We start from the raw sequence: 21,167 nt of genomic DNA on the forward strand, positions 1-21,167 counted from the left end.
GCCGCCGTGGGCGGTGGCGCGGGCGCGGCGCTGGGCGGCCACGTGTCGCGCAACAACTCGCGTTCCAACGATCATCACCACGGCAACAAGCACAAGAACAAGAAGCGCTACAAGCACGACTGACCGACGGTTCCCCGGCAAGTGTCGACGGTGCCGGGGGCCGTGCATGAATGGCGACGGAGGCGGTCAGGCGGTCAAGCCGTCTTTCCGTCGCCGATGATCAGCGCGTTGAGCACCAGATCGGAGATCGTGCGGTAAGCCGCGTCGAAATCGTCGTTTCCCAGCGCACGCTTGCCGAGCACCAGCAGCATCTGGGGCGCGAAATCCGCATACGCTTGCGTGGCGGCCCAGATCAGGAAGAACAGGTGCTCGGCATCGACCTGTCTCACCTTGCCTTCCTCGATCCAGCGTTCGAGCACCCGGATGTCGTCGCGCAACACCGGAATCAGTTGTTTGCGGATTTCCTTTCCGTAGGTCTTGGCCCCGCCGATGATCTCCAGCGCAAAAACCCGCGATCCATGCGGGCGATTCCTGGAGAATTCGAGTTTGGCCCGGATATAGGCCGACATGGCTTCCGCGGGCTCGTGATCGGGCGCCGCAAACTCCCGCATCCTGCCGAGCCAGTCCCGCAAGACGTCGTCCAGCACGCGTTGGTAGAGCGCCAGCTTCGTGGGGAAGTAGTACATCAGGTTCTGCTTCGACAGGCCGGCGGCCGCCGCGATAGTCGCAACGGAACTGCCCGCGAATCCGTCAATGGCAAACGATTCTTCGGCAGCGGCGAGAATGGTCGCCTCGAGACTGTCGCGCAGCACTTCGCGCCGGCCGTGAGGCCGGCCGGGCGTTCCTGCAGTCGGCTCGGACGGGTTCCTCACGATGTTTCCTCCCGCATGTCGGGCCGGCGGCGTCGCCCGCTCAACGCGTGCCTGCTTCAGGATAGGTGATGCGCTCAGGCGCGCGCTGCATGATGACCTTCCCGGCACGGATCGACAATCGCACCTTGGCCTGTGTGCGCACCACTTCATAGTCGCAATCCGCGTCGAGGATCAGCAGATTGGCCGGCCGCCCGACAGCGATGCCATAGCGGTCCCCCAGGGACATCGCATCGGCGCTGTGCTCCGTCACGAAGTCGAGGCAGCGCTGCAAGTCTTCGTAGCCGAGCATGTGGCACACGTGCAAGCCGACGTCGAGGATGCGCAGGATGTTGCCGTTGCCGATGGGATACCACGGATCCTTGATCGAATCCTGTCCGAAGCACACGTTGATGCCGGCGCGATCGAGTTCCGCGACACGCGTAATGCCGCGTCGTTTCGGGAAGGTGTCGAAACGCCCCTGCAAGTGGATGCTTTCGGTCGGACACGAGACAAAATGGATTTCCGACCGCTTCAGCAACCGGAACAGCTTCGAGCAGTAGGCGTTGTCGTAGGAGCCCATCGCGGTCGTGTGGCTCGCGGTGACGCGCGTGCCCATTCCGCGAACCCGCGCTTCCTCGGCAAGCACTTCCAGGAAGCGCGACTGAGGATCGTCGGTTTCGTCGCAATGAACGTCGACCAGGCAGTCCTTGCGTTCCGCGAGTTCCATCAGGAACTTGATGGAGCTCACGCCCTGGTCGCGCGTGTTCTCGAAATGCGGAATGCCGCCCACGACGTCGGCCCCCATTTCGATCGCGCGCTCCATCAGCGCACGCCCGTTCTCGAACGACTCGATGCCTTCCTGAGGGAAGGCGACGATCTGCAGATCGATGAGATCGCGTGCTTCGTCCCTGACCTCGAGCATCGCCTGCAACGCGGCAAGCGTGTGGTCGGTGACGTCCACGTGCGTGCGCACGTGCTGGATGCCGTTGTCGCGCAACATGCCGATCGTGGTGTGGGCGCGAGTTTTCGTATCTTCATGGGTTATGGTGGCCTTGCGCTGGCCCCACCGCTCGATACCTTCGAACAGCGTGCCGCTCATGTTCCACTCGGGTTCACCGGCGGTCAGCGTCGCATCCAGGTGGATATGCGGCTCGACCAGCGGCGGGATGACGAGATTGCTGCCCGCATCGATGACGTCGTCCCCTTGAGACGTCAGCGGCGACGGCTGGAGGTCGATGCCGCGAATCGTGTCCGCCTCGATGTCGATCGTGAAGAGGCCGCTACGGCCGCGCAATCTGGCGTTGATGATTTTCATGAGGATTCCTGTAGTTGTGGGAACGGGAGGGCGCGCAGCGGAATCATTCACCCTGAACGGACGGCTCGCGCGTGAACGCGCGGGCAATCTGCAGCAGCACGATGTAGGCGGCGGCGGACGCCGCGATGCCGACGATCGGCGCGATCCACGGCGACGTATAGGCGAGTCCGGCGCCGATTGCATACGCGGCCAGGCCGACCAGGTTGAAGCGCGGAAGGCGGGCGGCGGCAAGCGACGGGTATTGCCCGCGATGGCGGTACCAGTAGTCCGCCATGATCACGCCGCCGACCGGCGGAATGATCGAGCCGAGCAGCACCAGGAACGGAATCAGCAACTCGTACATCCCGCCGACCGCGAGCACGATGCCGATCGCCGCGCCCACGAGTACGAGCGTGCGGCGCCGTTCGGTGCGCAGCAGATGGCATCCGGCGGCCGCTACGTTGTACATCGTCGGCCCCTGGATGGTCCAGAGATTGAGGCACAGCATCACGACCGCCGCGATCGACAGGCCCTGCAGCATCATCACCTCGACGATGTCGGCTTGCTGATAGACGATCGCGCAGTATGCGCCCGCGATGATCATCAGGCCATTACCCGCGAAGAATCCGATCATGCTGGCCGCGACGGCGCTGCGCGCGCTGCGTGCGAGGCGGGTCCAGTTGGTTGCCTGGGTCGCGCCGCTGGCAAAGGTGCCGATGACCATCGTCACGGCGGCCGAGAACGGCATCGGATGAGACGGCGCGACATGCGTGAGGCCGGCCCACCCGCCGATATCGCGGGTGGCGATCCACATCGACGTCATCAGAAGCACGAACATCAACGGCACGGAGACGCGCGACAGCACATCCATGCCGCGATAGCCGATGATGGCCGTGATGGAAAATCCGAAGCCGAAGAGGATCATCAACGGCGTGGTAACGGAGGGCGGCCAACCCAGCAGCTTGACCAATACGATCGCCACCGTCGCGGTTCCCCATGCGTACCAGCCGAGTTCGGCGAAGCCGAGCAGGAAATCGGACAGCTTGCTGCCCACTTCCCCGAAGCAGAATCGCCCCATCAGCACTGCGTTCAGGCCGCTGCGGGCCGCAATCAGCGCGAGCGATGCCGCATAGGCGGCGAGCAACAGGTTTCCGATGACGGCGATCTGGATCATGCTGACGACGTCGAAGGCGACACCGATCTTGCCGCCGGCAAACATCGTTCCCGTGAAGAACGTGAAACTCAACAACACCATCGTGATGGACAGAAATCCGGTGCGTTTCTCGAGCGGGACTTCGCTCAGCGAGAATTCTCCGTGATCCGATCCGTCCATCGGGCTTGCATCCCGGTTCGTGGGCATCTTGTCTCCCGTCAGCGATTGGGTTGGGTCTGAAAGGGGTTACGGGGCCGTGCTTGGATGGGTGACGCGCTGTTTCAGCGCGTCATTCTGTCAGTCCAAAATTTTTACAAGGGTAAAAATTTCGTCCGGATGGATGGCGGGAACGTTCGCCGGGCCGGTCCGGTTCGCGCGCGGCAGGCGTTTCGCGTATCGGCCGATCCGGCGCGCCGCATGCCGCGGGCGAGCGCGCATGTCGAGCCGATGTTTCCGGTTTACGCACCCTGGCAACGCAGGTGCGTGCGGCTGGCGGCAGGCTGACCGACCCGTCCAACAACGGCGATCGAGGATGGCAGCGCGCCCCCGCCAGACCTGGACACCATCGATCGTCGCGGCTTTCACGACAATCCATTTCGACGCTGGCTGGGGCTGCCCGGGCGGCGAATCTTCAGCCGACCAGACTCACGGAACGGCGCAACGTCGATTCATCAGACCAATGCATCGGTTTTTACCCGCTTGCCTCCGTGAAATTGCCGTGCTAATTTTTCATGAAATTTCTCGGCGCAATTTTCACGGGAGTCCGCATGTTCGTGCAGTCCGACCGTCACGTCGCAAGCTACTACGCCGGCACCTACCCGGCGCCGATCCCGCATCGTCCGGAACTGGACGAACGCATCGACGCCGACGTGCTCGTCGTCGGCGCGGGTTTCAGCGGGCTGCATACGGCGTTGCGCCTGGCGCTGGCCGGCAAGCGGGTCGTCGTGCTCGAAGCGAGCCGCGTCGCGTGGGCCGCGTCGGGCCGCAACGGCGGGCAGGCGCTGCTCGGCTGGTCGTGCGACATGCAGCCGCTCGAGGATTCGCTCGGCCGCGACGGCGCGCGCGTGCTGTGGGACAGCATGCGCTGGGCCGCGGCCGAGGTGCGCGATCTGCCCGTGCGTCACGGTTTCGACATCGACTACCGGCCCGGCAGCCTGTCGGCGGGCGTACGGCCGCGGCGCGTCGCGATGCTCGAGCAGGCGCGCGACGAGGCGGCCGAGCGCTGGGGCCACGATCGGCCGCGCGTGATCGGCCGTCACGAGCTGCCCGAGTGGCTCGGCGGCACACGCTCGCGTGCTCCGGGCGACGATCCCCAGGCCGGCCCCCGCACCCCGCGGACGCTCGCGCGCCGCTCTGCCGGTCGGCACGTACCAGGTCGCGACCGCGCCGCTCGCGCCCGACGTTGCCCGTTCGCTGCTGCCGCAGAACAGTTGCGTGATCGACAACCAGTTCGTGCCCGACTATTTCCGCCTGAGCCCCGACAACCGGCTGCTGTTCGGCGGCGGCTGCACGTATCTCGGCGGCATTCCGGCCGATATCGCGGCGGCGACGCGCCCGCACCTCGAACGCGTGTTCCCGCAACTGGCCGGCGTGCCGCTCGATTACGCGTGGGGCGGCCATATCGACATCAGCATGCGCCGCACGCCGGACATCGGCCGCCACGGGCAGCGTTTCTGGCTGCAGGGGTTCTCGGGGCACGGCGTGCTGCCGACGCTCGCCGGTGCGCGCGCGGTGGCCGACGCGGTGCTCGGCGACGAACGCCTGCTCGCGCAGTACCAGCGCATCCGCAATCCGCGCTTTCCTGGCGGCGACCGGCTCGCCGCGCCGCTGGAAGCGATCGGCAAGGCCTGGTACCGTCTGCGCGATACCGTCTGACTGCACCGGAACCCATCATGAATGAACAGGAAGAGATAGAAAGCCTGGCGATCCTGATCCGCGACCTGCGCAAGCATCGCAAGGTCACGCTCAACGATCTCGCGGAACGGATCGGCCGCTCGGTCGGCTTTCTGTCGCAGGTCGAGCGCGGGCTGTCGCGCCCGACGGTGGCGGATCTCACCGCGATCGGCGAGGCGCTCGGCGTGCCGACCACCTATTTCTACAGCCTGAGCAAACCGCGCAGCGTGCCGTGGGTGACGCGGCCCGACGAGCGGCGCACCGTGTATTACGCGGCCGGCATCACCGACATCCTCGTGTCGCCGAACATGCGCTCGCGCTTCTCGATTCTCGAAAGCCATCTCGCGCCGGGGGCAAGCAGCGGCGAGCGGCCCGTCGACGACAGCGACGAGCAGGGCGGCTTCGTGCTCGAAGGAGAGTTGACGGTCTGGATCGACGGCGACGATACGCCCGTCACGCTCGGCCCGAACGACGCATTCCAGCTTCCCGCGCACAAGCGCTTTCGCTATGCCAACTTGACCGACGCGCCGACGCGCGTGATCTGGGTATTCACCTGAGTTGTCGGCGGGGCGGGCGGTGCCGCAGGCCGCCGCGCCACGCATCCTGTTTGCAGTACTGATTTAAATGCGGCGTGCGTGGTCGAGTGTGCCGCATGAATCCGGTTCGCCGCGCTGCGGCACCGCCATACAAGACATGGAAAGGATGAGACATGGCTGACGTCGTTCCCGCGCTGGTCGATGAAGTCCGCGCATTCCGGCAGGCGCACCCCGAGATCCGTTATGTCGACCTGATCTGCCTCGACCTGCCCGGACATTTCTACGGCAAGCGCTACCCGATCGATGCGCTCGAAAAAGTGGCGGCCGGCTCGTTGCTGAAGCTGCCGCAGAACTGCATCCTGCTCGGCACGCAGGGCGGCCTCTACAAGATCGGCGACTACTGTTTCAACGACGGCGACCCGGACGCCGTGCGCCGGCTGATCCCCGGCACGCTGAAGCCGGTGACCTGGGAGAAGCAGCCGCTCGGCCAGATGCTGATCACGACGGACGGCACCGATGCGCCGGTCGAGTTCGAGCCGCGCGAGGTGCTCGCGCGCGTGCTGAAGCGGCTCGCGCGGCGCGGCATCCGGCCGGTCGTCGCGTTCGAGCTCGAGTTCTACCTGTTCGCCGCGCAGCTCGAAGAGGGGATGCCGAAGTATCCGCGCGACCGCCTGTCCGATGATCGCGACGATCAGCCGAACATGCATATCGAGCGCCTGTCGCGCTTCTCCGACGTGCTGCATGAAATGGTCGACGTTGCGTGCACGCAGGGAATCGACGCGACCGTGATCACCGCCGAGCTCGGGCCCGGCCAGTTCGAGATCAACTTCGGCCATTGCGACGACGGGCTGCGCGCGGCCGACTGGTCGGCGATGTTCTGCCGCAGCACGCGCGGCGTCGCGTTGCAGCACGGCTATCGCGCGAGCTTCATGGGCAAGCCGTACCTGCATGCGCCGGGCAGCGGGATGCACGTGCACGTGAGTCTTTACGACGATGCGGGGCGCAACCTGCTCGCGGCGGACGGGCAGCGGCCGCTGCGGCACGCGGTGGCCGGATGCCTCGCATTGCTGCCGCATTGCATGCCGGTGTTTGCGCCGAATCACAACGCGTTCCGGCGTTACGGTTCGATGGTGAACGCGGCGAGCCGCGCGAGCTGGGGTTTCGAGGATCGCGATGCGTGCATCCGGATTCCCGAGTCGGACGCGCGCAACCTGCGGATCGAGCATCGACTCGCGAGTGCGGACGCGAACCCGTACCTCGTGCTCGCGGCGATTCTCACCGGCATGGAGCACGGGCTCGACGCGAAGCTCGAGCCGATCGCGCCGCTCAACGAGGATCGCGGCAGCGGGATCGACTTTCCGAAGGAGATGCTGTCGGCGGTCGCCGAGATGCAGGATCACGCGGCCGTGCGCGAAGGGCTCGGCAGCGAGTTCGTGATGGTGTATTGCGAGAACAAGCGGCAGGAGGAGCTGGATTTCCGCAATGAAATCGGGGCGCGGGAGTATCGGTGGTTCTTGTGATCGACTGAGCGACCGGGCACTCGCCCGCTGCGCAAGCCGCCGGACAACGAGCCGGCGCGACAACCTGCATCAGGCCGGCCGCATGCATGACCGCATGCACGGCCGGCGCGTAGCGCACGCCGCTCGGCGCGTGCGCCCGCGCTTCGTTCGACCGTGCGTCGGTCAGCCGACCGCCGCGGCCCGCATCGTCCATGCACGCCCCTTCAGCGGCGCGTGCACTTTCGGACGAATAGGCAACATTCTCACAATTTCGAGTCTTACCGGCGCGGCACGTGCCGACTATAGTTTTCCGGTTTCCCCGTCCTTTATCGCGCGCATTCGGCGATGCGAGCTTTCGCATCGATGCATCGCGCGCGCAAGCGCCGCGGGTTCGTCCAGTGCGTTCGTGCCGCGACGGCATGCGTGCGACCAGCCGGATGCGTCGTCCCGCTCACCGCAGCCGGCTGTCGAACCCGGTTCCCCACAGAATAGGTCAGACAGAATGACAGATATCACCATCAACGGTCAGCGGCATCAGTTCGCTGGCGATCCCGACATGCCGCTGCTCTGGTACCTGCGCGACGAACTCGGGCTGACGGGAACGAAGTTCGGCTGCGGCATGGCGCTGTGCGGTGCATGCACGGTTCATGTCGAAGGTCAGCCGATGCGCGCGTGCGTGACGCCGATCGGTACGCTCGCCGGCCGCAACGTCACGACGATCGAGGCCGCACACGAGAAGAAGGTCGGCCAGGCCGTGCAGAAAGCGTGGATCGACGAACAGGTGCCGCAGTGCGGCTATTGCCAGTCCGGGCAGGTGATGTCGGCGGTCGCGCTGCTGACCGCGAAACCCGATCCGACGGATGGCGACATCGATGCCGCGATGAGCGGGAACATCTGCCGCTGTGCGACCTATCAGCGGATTCGCGTCGCGATCCACAAAGCCGCGGAGAACCTCAAGGCATGAGCCAGTCCACTCGCTCCCGGCAATCGGCCGGCACGCCGGAATCCGCAGACGGCATCGCATCGGCTTCGCGCCGCAAGTTTCTCGGCAACATGGCTGCGCTCACGCTCGCGGTTGGTTTCAGCGGCGAGATCGCGCTCGCCAAATCGGTCACGCCGGCCACCGCAGGCGTGTCGTTCGAGCCGAACGCCTTCATCCGGATCGGCGCCGACGGCATCGTCAGCGTCGTGTCCGAGTACCTCGAAATGGGACAGGGCACGTTCACCGGCATCGCGACGCTCGCGGCGGACGAACTCGACATCGGTCTCGACAAGGTGCGGGTCGTGGCGGCACAGGCCGATGCGACGCGCTACGTGAACCCGATGTTCGCGAAGATGGGCTGGAAGATTCAGGCAACGGGCGGCAGTACCGCGATGGCCGGCTCGTGGACGGTGATGCGCGAAGCGGCCGCCGCCGCGCGCGCGATGCTGCTGTCGGCCGCCGCACGGAAGTGGAAGGTCGATCCGGCGGCGCTGCGCATCGAGGACGGCGTGATCGTCCACGCCGCATCGGGCCGCCGCGCGGGTTTCGGCCAGTTCGCGGCCGATGCGGCGTGCGAGCCGGTGCCGTCGAAGGGGGCCGTCAAGCAGCGGGCCGACTTCAAGCTGATCGGCAAACGCGACACGCGGCGCGTCGATATTCCCGCGAAGGTCAACGGTTCGGCGATCTATACGCAGGACGTGAAGCTGCCCGGCATGCTGGTCGCGGTGATCGCCCATCCTCCGCGCATGTGGGGCAAGGTCCGTCACGTCGACGCGAGCAAGGCGAAGGCGATCCCCGGCGTGGTCGCGGTCGTCGAGGTGCCGGGCGACGACAACGTGCAGGGCGGCGTCGCGGTGCTGGCGCGCAATACGTGGGTGGCGCGCCAGGGGCGCGACGCACTGAAGATCACGTGGGACGATACGCACGCGCTTGCGCTCGGTTCCGCCGACATCTCGAAGCAGTACCGGGCCGCGCTCGACAAGCCGGGCGTGGTCGCTGCAACACGCGGCAACGTGGTGAGCGAAGCGCCTTCGGGCGGCAAGTTCATCGACGCGACCTTCGAGCAGCCGTATCTGTCGCACGCGCCGATGGAGCCGCTGAATTGCGTCGTGTGGTTGCACGCGGATCGCTGCGAGATCTGGAACGGCGAGCAGTGGCATACCGGCGACCAGGTCATCGTCGCGAAGGAAGTCGGCCTCAAGCCGGAGCAGGTGACGATCAACCAGCTGTACGCGGGCGGCAGCTTCGGCCGCCGCGCGAACCCGGTCGGCGACTACGTGTGCGAGGCGGCGCGGATCGCCCGCGCTGCGCGTGCGCAGGGGATCGACGCGCCGGTCAAGCTCGTGTGGATGCGCGAGGACGACATGCGCGCCGGCTTCTACCGGCCGGCGACCCTGCACCGGGTCCGGCTCGCCGTGGACAAGGGCGGGAACCTCGTGTCGTGGAACCAGGACGTGGTGGGGCAGAGCTTCTTCGCACCGCTGCCGTCGGGCGTCGATCCGACGCTCGTCGAAGGGTCCGCGGATATCCCGTACGAGATCCCGAACTTCAAGGTGACGCAGCACATCCAGACGCTCGCGGTGAAAACGCAATGGATGCGCTCGGTCGGCCATACGCATGCGGCGTTCGTCGGCGAGACGCTGATGGACGAGGCCGCGCATGCGGCAGGCAAGGACCCGTACGCGTTCCGCCGTGCGTTGCTCGCGAAGATGCCGCGCCATCGCGGCGTACTCGACCTGGTCGCGCAAAAGGCCGGCTGGTCGGCGCCGCTGCGTGCCGGTGCGCCCGGCACGAAGCGCGGGCGAGGCATCGCACTGCAGTTCGCGTTCGGCACGTACGTGGCGCAGGTCGCGGAGGTCACGGTGCTGCAGGACGGCACGTTCACGATCGATCGCATCGTCTGCGCGGTCGATTGCGGCACCGTCGTGAATCCCGATGTGGTCGCGTCGCAGGTGGAAGGCGGGATCGGTTTCGGCCTCACGTTCCTGCGCGCGGCGATCACGCTGGAAAACGGGCGCGTGCAGCAAGGCAACTTCAACGACTACCCGGTATTGCGCATGAACGGTATGCCGCATGTCGAAGTGCACGTGGTGCCGTCGCAGGCGCCGCCGAGCGGTATCGGCGAACCCGGCGTGCCGCCGGCCGCGCCGGCCGTCGCGAATGCGCTGACGGCCGCAACCGGCACCACGTTCCGGTCGCTGCCGATGCGCGACACGCTGCGTCCGGCCTGACCGTTCGCGTTCCTATCGAATTCAAGAGAAGCATCCATCGTGAAATTTCGTCGAGTCATCGGCTATGCCGTTGCGGCCGTCGTCGTGGTCGCGGCCGGTGTGGCCGGCCGCGCGTGGCTGACCCCCGCCGGCACCGAGCCCCAACCGCCGGTTGCCGGCACGCCGGCCGACCTGCCTGCGACCCTCGCGCGTGGCGAGTATCTGGCGAAGGCCGCCGATTGCGTCGCGTGCCATACGGCCGTGGGCGGCACGCCTTACGCCGGCGGCAGGCCGTTCAAGCTGCCGTTCGGGCAGCTGTATTCCACCAACATCACGCCGGACAAGGCAACCGGCATCGGCAACTGGTCGGACGACGCGTTCGTTCGCGCGGTGCGCGAAGGCGTGGGTTCGCACGGCAATCTGTATCCGGCGATGCCGTACACGTCGTATGCCGAAATGAGTCGCGACGACGTGCTGGCGATCCGGCAGTACCTGATGACGCTCGAACCGGTGCATCAGGCCCCGCCCGAAAACGACCTGTCGTTCCCGTTCAACCAGCGTTGGGGCCTGGCCGCGTGGAACGCCGTGTTCTTCCGCGGGCAGCGCTTCGCGCCGGATCCGAAGCAGAGCGTGGAATGGAATCGCGGCGCCTATCTGGCCGGCGCGCTCGGCCATTGCGGCGAATGCCATACGCCGCGCAACGTCGGCTTCGCGATGAAGTCGCGCGACTATCTGTCCGGTGCCGACATCGAAGGCTGGAAGGCCTACAACACGACGTCGGACCAGGCATACGGCCTCGGTTCGTGGACCGACGAACAGATTGCGCAATATCTGTCGCGCGGCCACGCGCCGGGACGCAGCTCGGCGGCCGGCCCGATGGCGGACGTGGTCGAGCATAGCCTGCAGTACCTGACGCAGAACGACATCGCGTCGATGGTCGTGTATCTGCGCGGCGTGAGTCCGGTCACGGGCGGGCGGACGGGCAAGATCGAACTCGATCCGTCCGCCGCGCGTGCGTCGAACGCGGTGCTGCCGGGCGCGGCGTCGCTGCCGCAGGCGCTCGAGCGTGGCCAGCGGCTCTTTGCCGGCGACTGCGCGGGCTGTCACCAGTGGAACGGCGCCGGTCGCCAGAGCGAGTATGCGTCGCTCGTCGGCGCGCATGCGGTCAACGACCCGTCCGGCGCGGCGCTCGTCCAGGTGCTGCTGCACGGCACCAGCCTGACCGTCGGCGGCCGCACGCAGCAGATGCCCGGTTTCGGCGCCGCGTACGGCGATGCCGATATCGCGGCGGTCGCGAACTTCGTGCTGAGTCACTTCGGCTCGAAGCAAGGCGTGGTCACCGCCGAGCAAGTCGGCAAGGCGCGCGCGCAATGACGGTCGGCGGCCGCAGGAAGACGCGCGGTTTTGCCTGAACGGCTGCGTCAGGACGATTCGGGAAGTCGTGCGCGGTTCATCGAACGACACGACTTCCCGACGTAACGCACCATCATCGAGGCCTATCGATTCCGCAGTGATGGCATCGGCAGGCCCGCCCCCCACGTATTCGCGAGCGCTTCGATTTCGGCGATCGGATCGACCGCCTGCGCGGCTGCGTACGTGTCGTTGCCGAATAGCCGCTGGGCGAACTCGCGTGCGCGCAGCGTGATCGCCGCGGTTTTCCGGCTGCGCCGCTGCGTGAACGACGCGAGTGCAGCGTCGAGGTCGCTGTCGTTGCTCTTTCCATGCTCGTCGAGGCAGCGGGCGAGATGCCACGCGTCCTCGAGCGCCTGGCACGCGCCCTGTCCGGAGGTGGGGAGCGGCGCGTGCGCGGCGTCGCCGATCAGCAGCACATTGCCGCGATGCCATACATCGACGGGGTCGAGATCGTGCACGGGGATCTTCGCGATCGTGCCCGGCTGCGTTGCGCGCATGACGTCTGCGATGGGTGCTGGCCACCCGTTGAAGAGCCGTTCGAGCAGCGGGCCGGGATCTTCCGGCGCCGAATCGTCGTTGTCGTGATGGTCGATCTCTGCTTCGGCCCGGGCTGCGGCCCAGTACATGCGATGCCGGTCCAGCGCGACGATGCCGAATCGCTCGCGCTGGCCCCAGTAGTCGAATATCGACACGTCGTCGACCAGCGGTACATCGCTCTGCGCCACGCCGATCCAGTTGACGAATCCTTGATACACGGGGGTGGCGTCGCCGACCACATGACGTCGTGCGACGGAGTTCATGCGGCCGTCCGCGCCGATCACGAGATCGGGGGTGATCGTTGCGCCGTTGTCGAAATGAACGACAGCACGACCGTCGATGCCGGTGTCGATGGCTGTCGCGCAGTGGCCGAAGCAGACTTCGATGTCGTGTGCGGCGACGTGCCGAGCCAGCACGGCCTGCAGGTCGCGCCGCAGTATCGAGCGCGTTGGAAACCCCATGTAGCGATCGAGTTCGCCGATGTCGACGCGCTTGAACGGGGTGCCGTCCCGATCCATGCACCGCATCGCGCGCAGGTGGCCGCTGACTTCGACGATGTCCGGCAGCAGGCCGAGTTGCTCGAGCACGAAGCCGGCATTCGGCCATAACACGACGCCGGCGCCCATCGTCGTCTCGGACGGCCTGCGTTCGTAGAGCCGTATCCGGTGCCCCTGCCGGCCAAGCGCGAGCGCGGTGCTCATGCCGGCCACGCCGGCGCCGAGAATGGCGATATCCATGTTGTTGCTCCCGTAGGTGTTTGCGCGTGCTCGCGTCGTCGCGGGTGCGTGTGTCAGCGGCCACGCCTTGACTGGATCCGCATCGTAAATTACGGTCACGAACGGGATAAGCCGTGAAAAACGGCGAGCTTTGATACCTCAAACGGGATAATGATGCGCAGCAAGCTGGATCTGAACGCGGTGCGCGTGTTCGTGTCGGTCGTCGACGAAGGCAGCTTCGCCGGCGCCGCGCGTGTGCTGTCGATACCGGGTTCCAACGTGAGCCGCCATGTGGCGCAACTGGAGTCGAGGCTCGGTGTGCGCTTGCTGGAGCGCAGCACGCGGCACCTTCGCATGACGGAGGCCGGGCGCCTGCTGCACGAGCGCGCGAAGCCGATGCTCGATGCATTGACGCTTGCCGAATTCGAACTGACCTCGCAGCAAACGGAGTTGCGTGGCGTGCTGAAGCTCTGCGTGCCCGGCGAAATCGGGCCGCGCATGCTCGGGCCGATCGTCGCGGAATTCGCGAGCCGCCATCCGCGTGTCGAAATCGACTGCGATACCAGTCTCGCGGGCGTCTCGACGTTGCGCGACGATATCGACCTGTCGATCATCGTCAGTCGCGGCAAGCTGGACGACAGTGCGTTCGTCGTCAGGCCGCTCGTGAGCTTGCCGAGCGTCGTCGTGGCGGCGCCGTCGCTGATCGAACGCACGGGCATGCCGACCCGGACGGAGCAGCTCAGGCAATTGCCGTGCATCACGACGTTGAGCACGCTGAAAGGGCAGCCGTGGCAGTTCGCTGACGACGACGGGCGGATTCACAAGATTCCGGTCGCGAGCCGGTATCGCGTCAATAGCGGCGAGATGGCGGGCCTGGCGGCGGTGAACGGGATCGGCTTCGCGATTCTCGTCGAACGCGGGTGCGCGGCCGAGCTGGCCGCCGGGCGGCTGGTGCGCGTGCCGCTGGAGATGACGCCTGCGCCGCTCGAATTGCTGGGCGCCTATTCGAGCCGCAATTCGGTCAATGCGAAGATCCGCGAGTTGCTGCAGTTGATGCAGGCGCGTCTTTCGGCGGACGGTGCGATACCGTCATGACGATCGTTTCGGCAATGCACGCCAGTAACGTAATTCTTCGATTGGCGCGCCTTCGATCTCGAACGTCTTGATGTCGTCTTCGGCGACGAAGCCCTCGCGTTCATAGAACGCCCGGGCACGACGGTTCTTGAACAGCACCCAGAGCGACACCCACTTGTGGCCCGTGTCATGCAGCGCATGGCATGCATGGTCGACCAGCGCCGCACCGACGCCTTGCCCGCAATGCGCGGGATGCAGGTAGATCGCTTCGATTTCGCCCCAGGTGCGATCCTTGTCGGTGTCGCGCGTCGGACCGTAGGCGATCCAGCCGATGGGCTCGCCTTCGGTGAACGCGAGCGCGACACGCGGCCGTCCGGCGTCGAGCGCATGGCGCCACGAAGCGGTGCGCTTTTCGACCGACAGGCCGGCGAGGAACGGGGCCGGCATGATGCTCGGGTAGGTGGCCTGCCACGATGCGACGTGAATGGCGGCGATGGCCGGGGCGTCGGCGGGCGTGGCAGGGCGGATGTCGATGTTCATCGTGTTCGGTGTCATGTGTCCTCCGCCTGATCGGATGCCGTGTGCCGCGCCGTCGCGCGCGGGATTCAATTCGCCGGATCCAGACTGCCTTCTATCGCGAAACGATAGTTGATATCCACCTGAGATGCATCGCCCGGCGCGTCGGTTTTCTTCAGCACGAATTCGAATGCAGGCTCGAACCAGCCGTTGCGCGGCACTTCGCCACCGAGAATCTCGACTTCATACCAGCCGTTGTCGATCTCAATCACGGGCCTGCCCGGTTCGCGGTAACGCGCGAGCAGCGCATTGACCGTTGCATCGGTGAAGCGTTCGAGAATCCGCCATGTATAGAGCATGATCGAACGATGTTCGACGCGCAGCACGTACCCGCCGCGCCGGTGCTGCAGGCGGCTTCCCGTTTTCAGCAATTCGGGTTTTGCGTCGTCCAGCGTGAAGATGACCGTGTACGGATGGTTCTCGATGCCGGCCAGCGGAATGACGACGCCTTCCAGCGCGGCGCGGTCGCCGCTGTCGCTCGTCGTGAACGCTGTCGCGACGTCGTCCGGCAACTCGTGCCGTTCCTTGAAGCGCTTCAGCAGCAGGAGATCGCCGACGAGAAAATAGTCGACCAGATCGTTGAGGACTTCAGAGAATTCATGTCGCATCGCCACTCCTTTTACGGTGCCGAAACGGAGCGTTCGCAAAGGCATGAAGCGCCGCGTCGCGAAACGCTTCGCGGCGCGGCACGCGCGACGTCTTTAGTCGCCGAGCTTCGACGTCACGCAACCCGTGCTCGTGCACTCACGTTCACGCTCGCGCAGGAACGACAGGCGCGACTGCGTCATGTCGGTCGCGCACTGGAGATCCACGAGGTAGCCGTTGTTGCGCGTCTCGCTGCACTGCGCGTCGCGTTGCTTCAACCACGCGAGCTGGCCGGCCTTCAGCGTCGCCTGCTGGTCGCTGCTCAGTTGCTTGCGCAGGCGGCCGTACTCGTCGTTGAGGTCACGGTCGGTTTGCGAGAACTGCGTGCTGCTGCAGTACACCTGGTCGAACGCGCTGTGCGGCTTCGCGCAGCCGGATGCGTGTGCGGTGAACGGAACGGCAAGCGCGAGCAGGGCGCAGGATGCGAGCAGATTCTTCATTTTCATGGTGATGCTCCTGACTGGGTGAAAACCGTTGGGCCCGACGGGCCTTGTCGTTGTTTATTGCGGTGCCGTGCACGCGTCGATGCCGCCCGCGATCGCGGTGGACAGCTTCTGGATCGTTTCGCGTCGCGCAAGCCGGGCTTCCTCATCCGGATTGACGATCACGCCGGCTTCGACGAGCACGGCCGGAATCGGTGCGGTGCGCAGCACGACGAGATCGTCGAAGCGGTGAATGCCGAGTTGCGGATCGATCAGCGGGCGATTCTCGCCGCGGATCGGCTGCGCGTGATACAGCGACGGCCGCTCGCCGGACGCGACCAGCCGCTCGGCGATCGCCTTCGCGCAACGCAGGCTTTCCGCGTAGTGCGGATTGCGTTCCGACACGAACACCGAGAAGCCGCGGAATTCGCGCTGCCGGCCCGCGTCGATGAACTGCTGCTGCATCGAATCGTGGTGGATCGACACGAACAGGTTCGCGTCGGGCGCCTGCGTCGAACGCTGGTCGAGCGCGATCTCGCGGCCGTCGGCCGACGTGCGCAGCACGCGGTCGCCATGCGCGGCGAGTTTTTCTGCGACGGCGGCAGACAGGTCGAGGTTGTACAGGTACTCGACGCGGCCGCTCGCACCGGTGGAGCCCGGGTGAGCCGGCGTATGGCCGGTGTCGACGACGATGTAGCGCCCGGAGGCGGGCGCGGCGTCGGCCGCATGCAGCGCCAGCGGCGCGCCAAGCAGCGGGGCGCAGGCGAGCACGCGCGCGGCGGCGCGCAGGAACGGGCGAAGGCGTCGGATGGTTCGGTTCGTCATTGTTGTTGTCGAGGAGGGCATACGGCGCGTCGGACGGCGCGTCACCGTCGGCCTGCTCAATGCAGTCGGAATGTCGCGCGATTATAGCGGTTGGCGGCGGCGCCGCAATGACGGACGACGGCCGTCAGGCCAGCACGCGCCGGGCGGCAAGCATGCCCCAGTACGACGCTTCCTCGAACAGCGACAGCCCGGACAGGTCCGCATGCGCGAACACGACGGGGCCGTCGGCATCGCGCAGCGCGAGCAGCCCAGGGCGGCTCAGGAAGCCGACATCGGGCGTCGCCATCGCGTGACCGCGCACGGTGATCTCGAGCGCCGACGCGTGTTTCCACAGATTGCGCCCGTATACGGCCTGCAAGTCGATCGCGGCCTGTTCGCGCAACGCGTCGGGTTGGGCTTGCGCGAGCCAGCGACGCGAGTCGTCCGGTGCCTGCGTGCTCAACGCCTGGTACGCGGAGAACACCGAGCGCGTGGGCGGCGACATGCGGATCAACTGGTGCGTCGACACGACATAGCCGAGCCCCGCGCCGTCGTAGACGACGTTGTCCCACGCGAGCGGCACGCCCGCTTCTTCGGCCGGCATGCCGTCGAGCAGGAAGTTGGACACGAGCCACGGCGCACGCGGCGGCAGATCGCGTGCGGGGTCGAAGCCGTACCCGGCAAGCTGCGGAAACACGCGCGTCGCGACGAACAGCGGCATCGCGCACACGACGCGCCTCGCCTTCAGCATGAACGTCGACAGCGCGCCGTCGTTGCCGATGCGTGCGCACAGCACGTCGACGCCGCCCGCGCGTTCGGTCGCGCGCACTGCGAAGCCGTCGCGCGACCACGCGTTCGAGCCGGTGCGCGCGGTGATCGAATCGGTGAGCTTCGTCACCATCGTGTGCAGCCCGTCGGGCCAGGTCAGCACCGCGCCGTCGCTCGCATCGCCCGCGTGGCCGCCGCGCGACGAGAAATAGTGAAGGCCGGCCCATGCGGATACGTGCTCGTACCCGGCGCCGTAGTCGTCGCGGCAGCAGTAATTCAGGTACCAGTGCAGCGCCTTCGCGGTGTAGCCCTCGTCGAGCAGCCACTGGCGGAACGAGCGCCGGTCCAGCGCGCGCCAGCGCGGGTCGCGCGACGATTCCGCGACCGGGATGCAGAACACCTTGCGGCCATCGGCGCCGCGCGCGGTGCGCAGCCCGTCCGTGTACGCGAAGAAGCGTGCCTGTTGCGCGAGTTCGTCGGCGCCGAGGCCGGCCGTCGGCACGATGCCGTCCTGCCACTGTCCGGCGATGAAGAGCCGTTCGTCGGGCGCATGGACGAGCACGCGCTCGTCGTACACCGGGCGCGCGGAGAACGGCGCCGATTCGATCACGCCGAGATCGGCGAGCATGTCGCGCAGATGCGTGGATTCGAGTGACGGCAGCGGCAGGTAGTGCGCGCCTTTCGGGTAGCCGAGATCGCCGAAGCGGCCGCCGGCCGCGTTGCCGCCGAAGTCGGGGCCGGCGAGCACCGTGAAGCGCTTGTGTCCAGCGCGCGCGAACTGCCATGCGCACGACAACCCGGCCGCGCCCGCGCCGAGGAACGCGACGTCGGTCTCGATCGTGCCGGACGGCGGCGGCAGCGTCGCATGGTCGCGCAGCGCATGGCCTTCGCGCATGCCCGGGTAGCCGACATGCGGCGTCGTCTCGATCCAGCCGGTGCGTCCGCAGGCGGCGAGCGACGCGGCCGCCGACGCGACGAGGAACGTGCGGCGGTCCATCAGCGCAGCACGTGTTTCCAGTCGTCGTCGAAACGGCGCACGAGCGGCTGGTCGTTGAGTTCGTTCGGCGACATCGGCAGCGCCGGCATGTCGGCCGGGAAATGGAACATCTCGGCGGCCGTTTGCGCGTCGAGCCAGCGCGTGGGCACCGAGTAGTGCGTCGGCACCGTGAAGTCGCGGCGCTTGCCGGCGATCACGAAGCCCCAGTCGCCGAACGACGGCACGTAGCAGTGGTACGGCCACGTGTTGAGCCCGGCTTCGTGCAGCGTCGCGATGATGGTCCAGTATGCGTGCGGCGCGAAATACGGCGACGTCGACTGGATCACCGCATAGCCGTTCTCCGACAGGTGGCGCGCAAGCAGCCGGAACACGGGCACCGAATACAGCCGGCCGAGCCCGAAGTTGGTCGGGTCGGGGAAGTCGACGACGATCGCGTCGTACACGTCGGCATTCGATTCGAGCCAGCGCACCGCATCGTCGTTGATCACGTGCACGCGCGGGTCTTTCAGCGAGCCCTGGTTCAGCTTGACGAGCGGTGCGGACGTCGAGAACAGCTTCGTCATCGCGGGATCGAGATCGACGAGCGTGATCTGTTCGAGGTTGCGGTGCTTGAGCAGCTCGCGCACCGCGAGGCCGTCGCCGCCACCGAGCACGAGCACGCGCTTCGCCCACGGCAGCGCCTCGATCGTCGGGTGGATCAGCGCCTCGTGATAGCGATGCTCGTCGCGCGACGAGAACTGCAGGTTGCCGTTCAGGTACAGGCGCATGTCGTCGTGCCACTGCGTGAGCACGATGCGCTGGTACGGCGTCGTTTCCGAATAGATCGTCTCGTCGCCGTACACGCCGTGTTCGGCCCAGTGCGTGATGCGGTCCGACAGCGCGAAGCCGGCGACGAGCAGCCCGATCACGAGCGACGCACGCATCAGCTTGCCGCGCACGTTGCGGATCTCGTCGCGAAACAGGTGCGTGGTCCACAGCGCGACGAACGCGTTCAGGAGCCCGAACAGGAAGCTGGTGCGCAGCAGGCCGAGGCGCGGTGCGAGCACGAGCGGGAAGATCAGCGACACGGCGAGCGAGCCGAGATAGTCGAAGGTCAGCACTTCGCTGACGGTATGGCGGAATGCCTGGCGCCGTTGCTGGAACGCGCGCATCACGAGCGGGATCTCCATCCCGATCAGCATGCCGAGCGCCAGCACGAGCGCATAGAGCGCCGCGCGGAACGGCGCGGCCAGCCACGCGAACACAGCGAACAGCAGCGCGGCCGACACGCCGCCGAGCAGGCCGACGAGCAGCTCGATGTCGACGAAGCGGTCGAGCACGTCGTCGTCCTCGACGAACTTCGCGAGCCACGAGCCGATCCCCATCGCAAACAGGTAGCAGCCGATCACCGACGAGAACTGCAGGATCGAATCGCCGAGCAGGTAGCTGGACAGCGCGCTGCTGATCAGTTCGTAGCCGAGCCCGCACGACGCGAGCACGAGAATCGACAGGACGAGCGCGCGCCTATGCAGCATGGTGCGTCCGTTGTGCAGCGGTCGGCAATGTGGATATACTGGCGCGGCATTTTGTCTGCTGGCCCTGCGCGGGCCGGCCGGCGACGGGGCGGCGAACCGAGCACAAAATCCGAGGGAAAGAATGAATAGTGCCTATCTCTATGCGGTTCATTTACTGTCGGCGTTCGTGCTGCTTCTTGTGTTCGCGGCAGTGTACCTGAAGGTCACCCCGTTCGACGAACTGGCGCTGATCCGCGACGGCAACTCGGCCGCGACGCTGTCGTTCGGCGGCGCGCTGATCGGCTTCTGCCTGACGCTCGCGTCCAGCATCGCGCACAATTCCACGCTCGGCGAAGTCGTGATCTGGGCCGTCGGCGCGATGGCCGTGCAACTGATCACCTATGCGGCGCTGACGCGCCTGATGCCCGGCATGAATCATGCGATCGAGGATCGCAACGTCGCGATGGGCGGCCTGATGGGCACCGCGTCGCTCGTCGTCGGCATCATCAATGCCGCCTGCCTGACCTGACGCGCCACGCGTTTCGAGGAGACCGACATGAGTCTGGGTTCATTCATCCGCAAGCAGTTCATCGACGTCCTGCAATGGACGGAAGACACCGACGGCGTGCTGGCCTGGCGCTATCCGATGGAAGACCAGGAAATCCAGTACGGCGGCAAGCTGACCGTGCGCGAAACGCAGGTCGCGATCTTCGTGAACGAAGGCAAGGTCGCCGACGTGTTCCAGCCGGGGCTGTACACGCTGGAAACGAACACGCTCCCGGTGCTCACGTACCTGAAGAACTGGGACAAACTCTTTCAGTCACCTTTCAAGTCGGACGTCTATTTCTTCAGCACGCGGTTGCAGCTCGGCCGGCGCTGGGGCACCGCGCAGCCGGTGACGATCCGCGATCGCGAATTCGGCTTCGTGCAGGTGCGCGCGTTCGGCATCTACTCGTACCGGATCGTCGACGCGGGCGCGTTCCATCGCGAAGTCAGCGGCACGCGCGCGCAGTACACGGTCGACGATCTCGAGCAGCAACTGCGCAACCTGGTCGTCACCGCGATGAGCACGACGTTCGGCTCGGCCGACGTGCCGTTCGTCGACATGGCCGCGAACCAGTCGCTGCTGTCGCAGCGCGTCGCCGAGGCGCTGGTGCCGGTGTTCACGCGCTACGGCCTCGCGCTCGACGCGTTCGCGGTGGAAAGCGTGTCGCTGCCGGCTGAGCTGCAGAAGGCGCTCGACCTGCGGATCGGCGCGGGGATGGCCGGCGATCTGGCTCGCGCCACGCAATACCAGACCGCGC

General features: G+C 66.5%; 19 protein-coding genes and 1 pseudogene. 10 read left to right on the forward strand and 10 right to left on the reverse strand.

All coding sequences use genetic code 11. The features are described 5' to 3' along the window. Window positions 1-194 precede the first annotated feature (194 nt). The 3 genes from G3N93_RS13730 to codB are packed head-to-tail and all read right to left on the reverse strand — an operon-like array spanning window position 195 to window position 3,505. On the reverse strand, window positions 195-872 hold the full coding sequence (locus G3N93_RS13730; protein ID WP_174947606.1) for a TetR/AcrR family transcriptional regulator: 678 nt from the start codon (window positions 870-872) through the stop codon (window positions 195-197). Window positions 873-912: 40 nt separating this feature from the next. Further along, on the reverse strand, window positions 913-2,166 hold the full coding sequence (codA, locus tag G3N93_RS13735) for a cytosine deaminase (RefSeq protein WP_206133264.1): 1,254 nt from the start codon (window positions 2,164-2,166) through the stop codon (window positions 913-915). Window positions 2,167-2,209: 43 nt separating this feature from the next. Further along, window positions 2,210-3,505: a cytosine permease gene (gene codB / locus G3N93_RS13740; protein ID WP_374196461.1), complete on the reverse strand. Its 1,296-nt coding sequence runs from the start codon at window positions 3,503-3,505 to the stop codon at window positions 2,210-2,212. 57 nt (window positions 3,506-3,562) lie between these two features. On the opposite strand from codB, the gene G3N93_RS13745 reads away from it, so the two are divergent. From G3N93_RS13745 to G3N93_RS13775, 7 genes and pseudogenes are all read left to right on the forward strand, one after another. Then, the gene (locus G3N93_RS13745; protein WP_206133254.1) at window positions 3,563-3,802 is read left to right on the forward strand and encodes a hypothetical protein; all 240 of its coding nucleotides are present in this window, start codon (window positions 3,563-3,565) and stop codon (window positions 3,800-3,802) included. Window positions 3,803-4,065: 263 nt separating this feature from the next. Then, window positions 4,066-5,173 (forward strand): annotated as a pseudogene (locus G3N93_RS13750) (NAD(P)/FAD-dependent oxidoreductase). A 17-nt stretch (window positions 5,174-5,190) separates the two neighbouring features. Further along, window positions 5,191-5,748: a helix-turn-helix domain-containing protein gene (locus G3N93_RS13755; RefSeq protein ID WP_069252166.1), complete on the forward strand. Its 558-nt coding sequence runs from the start codon at window positions 5,191-5,193 to the stop codon at window positions 5,746-5,748. Window positions 5,749-5,900: 152 nt separating this feature from the next. Next, window positions 5,901-7,247, forward strand: coding sequence for a glutamine synthetase family protein (locus tag G3N93_RS13760; protein WP_174936924.1), 1,347 nt, complete (start codon window positions 5,901-5,903; stop codon window positions 7,245-7,247). A gap of 481 nt (window positions 7,248-7,728) precedes the next feature. Next, window positions 7,729-8,190 carry a (2Fe-2S)-binding protein gene (locus G3N93_RS13765; protein WP_174936926.1) on the forward strand — a complete coding sequence of 154 codons (462 nt, stop codon included), beginning with the start codon at window positions 7,729-7,731 and terminating at the stop codon, window positions 8,188-8,190. Next, entirely contained in the window at window positions 8,187-10,439 is a 2,253-nt protein-coding gene (locus G3N93_RS13770; RefSeq protein WP_206133255.1) for a molybdopterin cofactor-binding domain-containing protein, read from the forward strand. Before G3N93_RS13765 ends, G3N93_RS13770 begins: the two co-directional genes overlap by 4 nt. Window positions 10,440-10,478: 39 nt before the next feature. Beyond that, on the forward strand, window positions 10,479-11,792 hold the full coding sequence (locus G3N93_RS13775; protein ID WP_206133256.1) for a cytochrome c: 1,314 nt from the start codon (window positions 10,479-10,481) through the stop codon (window positions 11,790-11,792). Window positions 11,793-11,914: 122 nt separating this feature from the next. Here G3N93_RS13775 and G3N93_RS13780 read toward each other — a convergent pair whose 3' ends face one another. Beyond that, window positions 11,915-13,105 carry an FAD-dependent oxidoreductase gene (locus G3N93_RS13780; protein ID WP_206133257.1) on the reverse strand — a complete coding sequence of 397 codons (1,191 nt, stop codon included), beginning with the start codon at window positions 13,103-13,105 and terminating at the stop codon, window positions 11,915-11,917. A 153-nt stretch (window positions 13,106-13,258) separates the two neighbouring features. Between G3N93_RS13780 and G3N93_RS13785 the strand changes: the two genes are divergently transcribed. Next, a complete protein-coding gene (locus G3N93_RS13785) occupies window positions 13,259-14,179 on the forward strand; it encodes a LysR family transcriptional regulator (RefSeq protein WP_206133258.1) in 921 nt (306 codons plus the stop codon). Here the strand turns inward: G3N93_RS13785 and G3N93_RS13790 are convergent. The 6 genes from G3N93_RS13790 to G3N93_RS13815 form a co-directional block, all read right to left on the reverse strand. Then, window positions 14,174-14,713: a GNAT family N-acetyltransferase gene (locus tag G3N93_RS13790; RefSeq protein WP_206133259.1), complete on the reverse strand. Its 540-nt coding sequence runs from the start codon at window positions 14,711-14,713 to the stop codon at window positions 14,174-14,176. The two genes, G3N93_RS13785 and G3N93_RS13790, sit on opposite strands and share 6 nt — an antisense overlap. Before the next feature lie 50 nt (window positions 14,714-14,763). Further along, window positions 14,764-15,342: a hypothetical protein gene (locus G3N93_RS13795; protein ID WP_206133260.1), complete on the reverse strand. Its 579-nt coding sequence runs from the start codon at window positions 15,340-15,342 to the stop codon at window positions 14,764-14,766. 93 nt (window positions 15,343-15,435) lie between these two features. Then, a complete protein-coding gene (locus tag G3N93_RS13800; protein WP_174985556.1) occupies window positions 15,436-15,825 on the reverse strand; it encodes a lysozyme inhibitor LprI family protein in 390 nt (129 codons plus the stop codon). 54 nt (window positions 15,826-15,879) lie between these two features. After that, window positions 15,880-16,626, reverse strand: a complete 747-nt coding sequence (locus G3N93_RS13805; protein WP_206133261.1) for an N-acetylmuramoyl-L-alanine amidase — start codon at window positions 16,624-16,626, stop codon at window positions 15,880-15,882. A gap of 124 nt (window positions 16,627-16,750) precedes the next feature. Continuing rightward, a complete protein-coding gene (locus tag G3N93_RS13810; RefSeq protein WP_206133262.1) occupies window positions 16,751-18,370 on the reverse strand; it encodes an NAD(P)/FAD-dependent oxidoreductase in 1,620 nt (539 codons plus the stop codon). Continuing rightward, on the reverse strand, window positions 18,370-19,884 hold the full coding sequence (locus G3N93_RS13815) for a polyamine aminopropyltransferase (protein ID WP_174936946.1): 1,515 nt from the start codon (window positions 19,882-19,884) through the stop codon (window positions 18,370-18,372). The genes G3N93_RS13810 and G3N93_RS13815 overlap by 1 nt, the downstream gene beginning before the upstream one ends. Before the next feature lie 121 nt (window positions 19,885-20,005). Between G3N93_RS13815 and G3N93_RS13820 the strand changes: the two genes are divergently transcribed. After that, window positions 20,006-20,392 carry a DUF350 domain-containing protein gene (locus G3N93_RS13820; RefSeq protein ID WP_129515440.1) on the forward strand — a complete coding sequence of 129 codons (387 nt, stop codon included), beginning with the start codon at window positions 20,006-20,008 and terminating at the stop codon, window positions 20,390-20,392. Between the two features lie 27 nt (window positions 20,393-20,419). Continuing rightward, window positions 20,420-21,167, forward strand: a 748-nt coding sequence (locus tag G3N93_RS13825; RefSeq protein WP_206133263.1) for an SPFH domain-containing protein, incomplete at its 3' end; no start/stop codon positions are given.

Source organism: Burkholderia sp. Se-20378 (genome assembly GCF_017104665.1).
GTDB classification, from domain to species: Bacteria; Pseudomonadota; Gammaproteobacteria; order Burkholderiales; family Burkholderiaceae; genus Burkholderia; species Burkholderia lata.

Coding starts and splice junctions, on each gene's coding strand:
- codA (WP_206133264.1), bottom strand. CDS start 2,166: ATGAAAATCATCAACGCCAGATTGCGCGGCCGTAGCGGCCTCTTCACG.
- codB (WP_374196461.1), bottom strand. CDS start 3,505: ATGCCCACGAACCGGGATGCAAGCCCGATGGACGGATCGGATCACGGA.
- G3N93_RS13745 (WP_206133254.1), top strand. CDS start 3,563: ATGGGTGACGCGCTGTTTCAGCGCGTCATTCTGTCAGTCCAAAATTTT.
- G3N93_RS13755 (WP_069252166.1), top strand. CDS start 5,191: ATGAATGAACAGGAAGAGATAGAAAGCCTGGCGATCCTGATCCGCGAC.
- G3N93_RS13760 (WP_174936924.1), top strand. CDS start 5,901: ATGGCTGACGTCGTTCCCGCGCTGGTCGATGAAGTCCGCGCATTCCGG.
- G3N93_RS13765 (WP_174936926.1), top strand. CDS start 7,729: ATGACAGATATCACCATCAACGGTCAGCGGCATCAGTTCGCTGGCGAT.
- G3N93_RS13770 (WP_206133255.1), top strand. CDS start 8,187: ATGAGCCAGTCCACTCGCTCCCGGCAATCGGCCGGCACGCCGGAATCC.
- G3N93_RS13780 (WP_206133257.1), bottom strand. CDS start 13,105: ATGGATATCGCCATTCTCGGCGCCGGCGTGGCCGGCATGAGCACCGCG.
- G3N93_RS13785 (WP_206133258.1), top strand. CDS start 13,259: ATGCGCAGCAAGCTGGATCTGAACGCGGTGCGCGTGTTCGTGTCGGTC.
- G3N93_RS13790 (WP_206133259.1), bottom strand. CDS start 14,713: ATGACACCGAACACGATGAACATCGACATCCGCCCTGCCACGCCCGCC.
- G3N93_RS13795 (WP_206133260.1), bottom strand. CDS start 15,342: ATGCGACATGAATTCTCTGAAGTCCTCAACGATCTGGTCGACTATTTT.
- G3N93_RS13800 (WP_174985556.1), bottom strand. CDS start 15,825: ATGAAAATGAAGAATCTGCTCGCATCCTGCGCCCTGCTCGCGCTTGCC.
- G3N93_RS13805 (WP_206133261.1), bottom strand. CDS start 16,626: ATGACGAACCGAACCATCCGACGCCTTCGCCCGTTCCTGCGCGCCGCC.
- G3N93_RS13810 (WP_206133262.1), bottom strand. CDS start 18,370: ATGGACCGCCGCACGTTCCTCGTCGCGTCGGCGGCCGCGTCGCTCGCC.
- G3N93_RS13815 (WP_174936946.1), bottom strand. CDS start 19,884: ATGCTGCATAGGCGCGCGCTCGTCCTGTCGATTCTCGTGCTCGCGTCG.
- G3N93_RS13820 (WP_129515440.1), top strand. CDS start 20,006: ATGAATAGTGCCTATCTCTATGCGGTTCATTTACTGTCGGCGTTCGTG.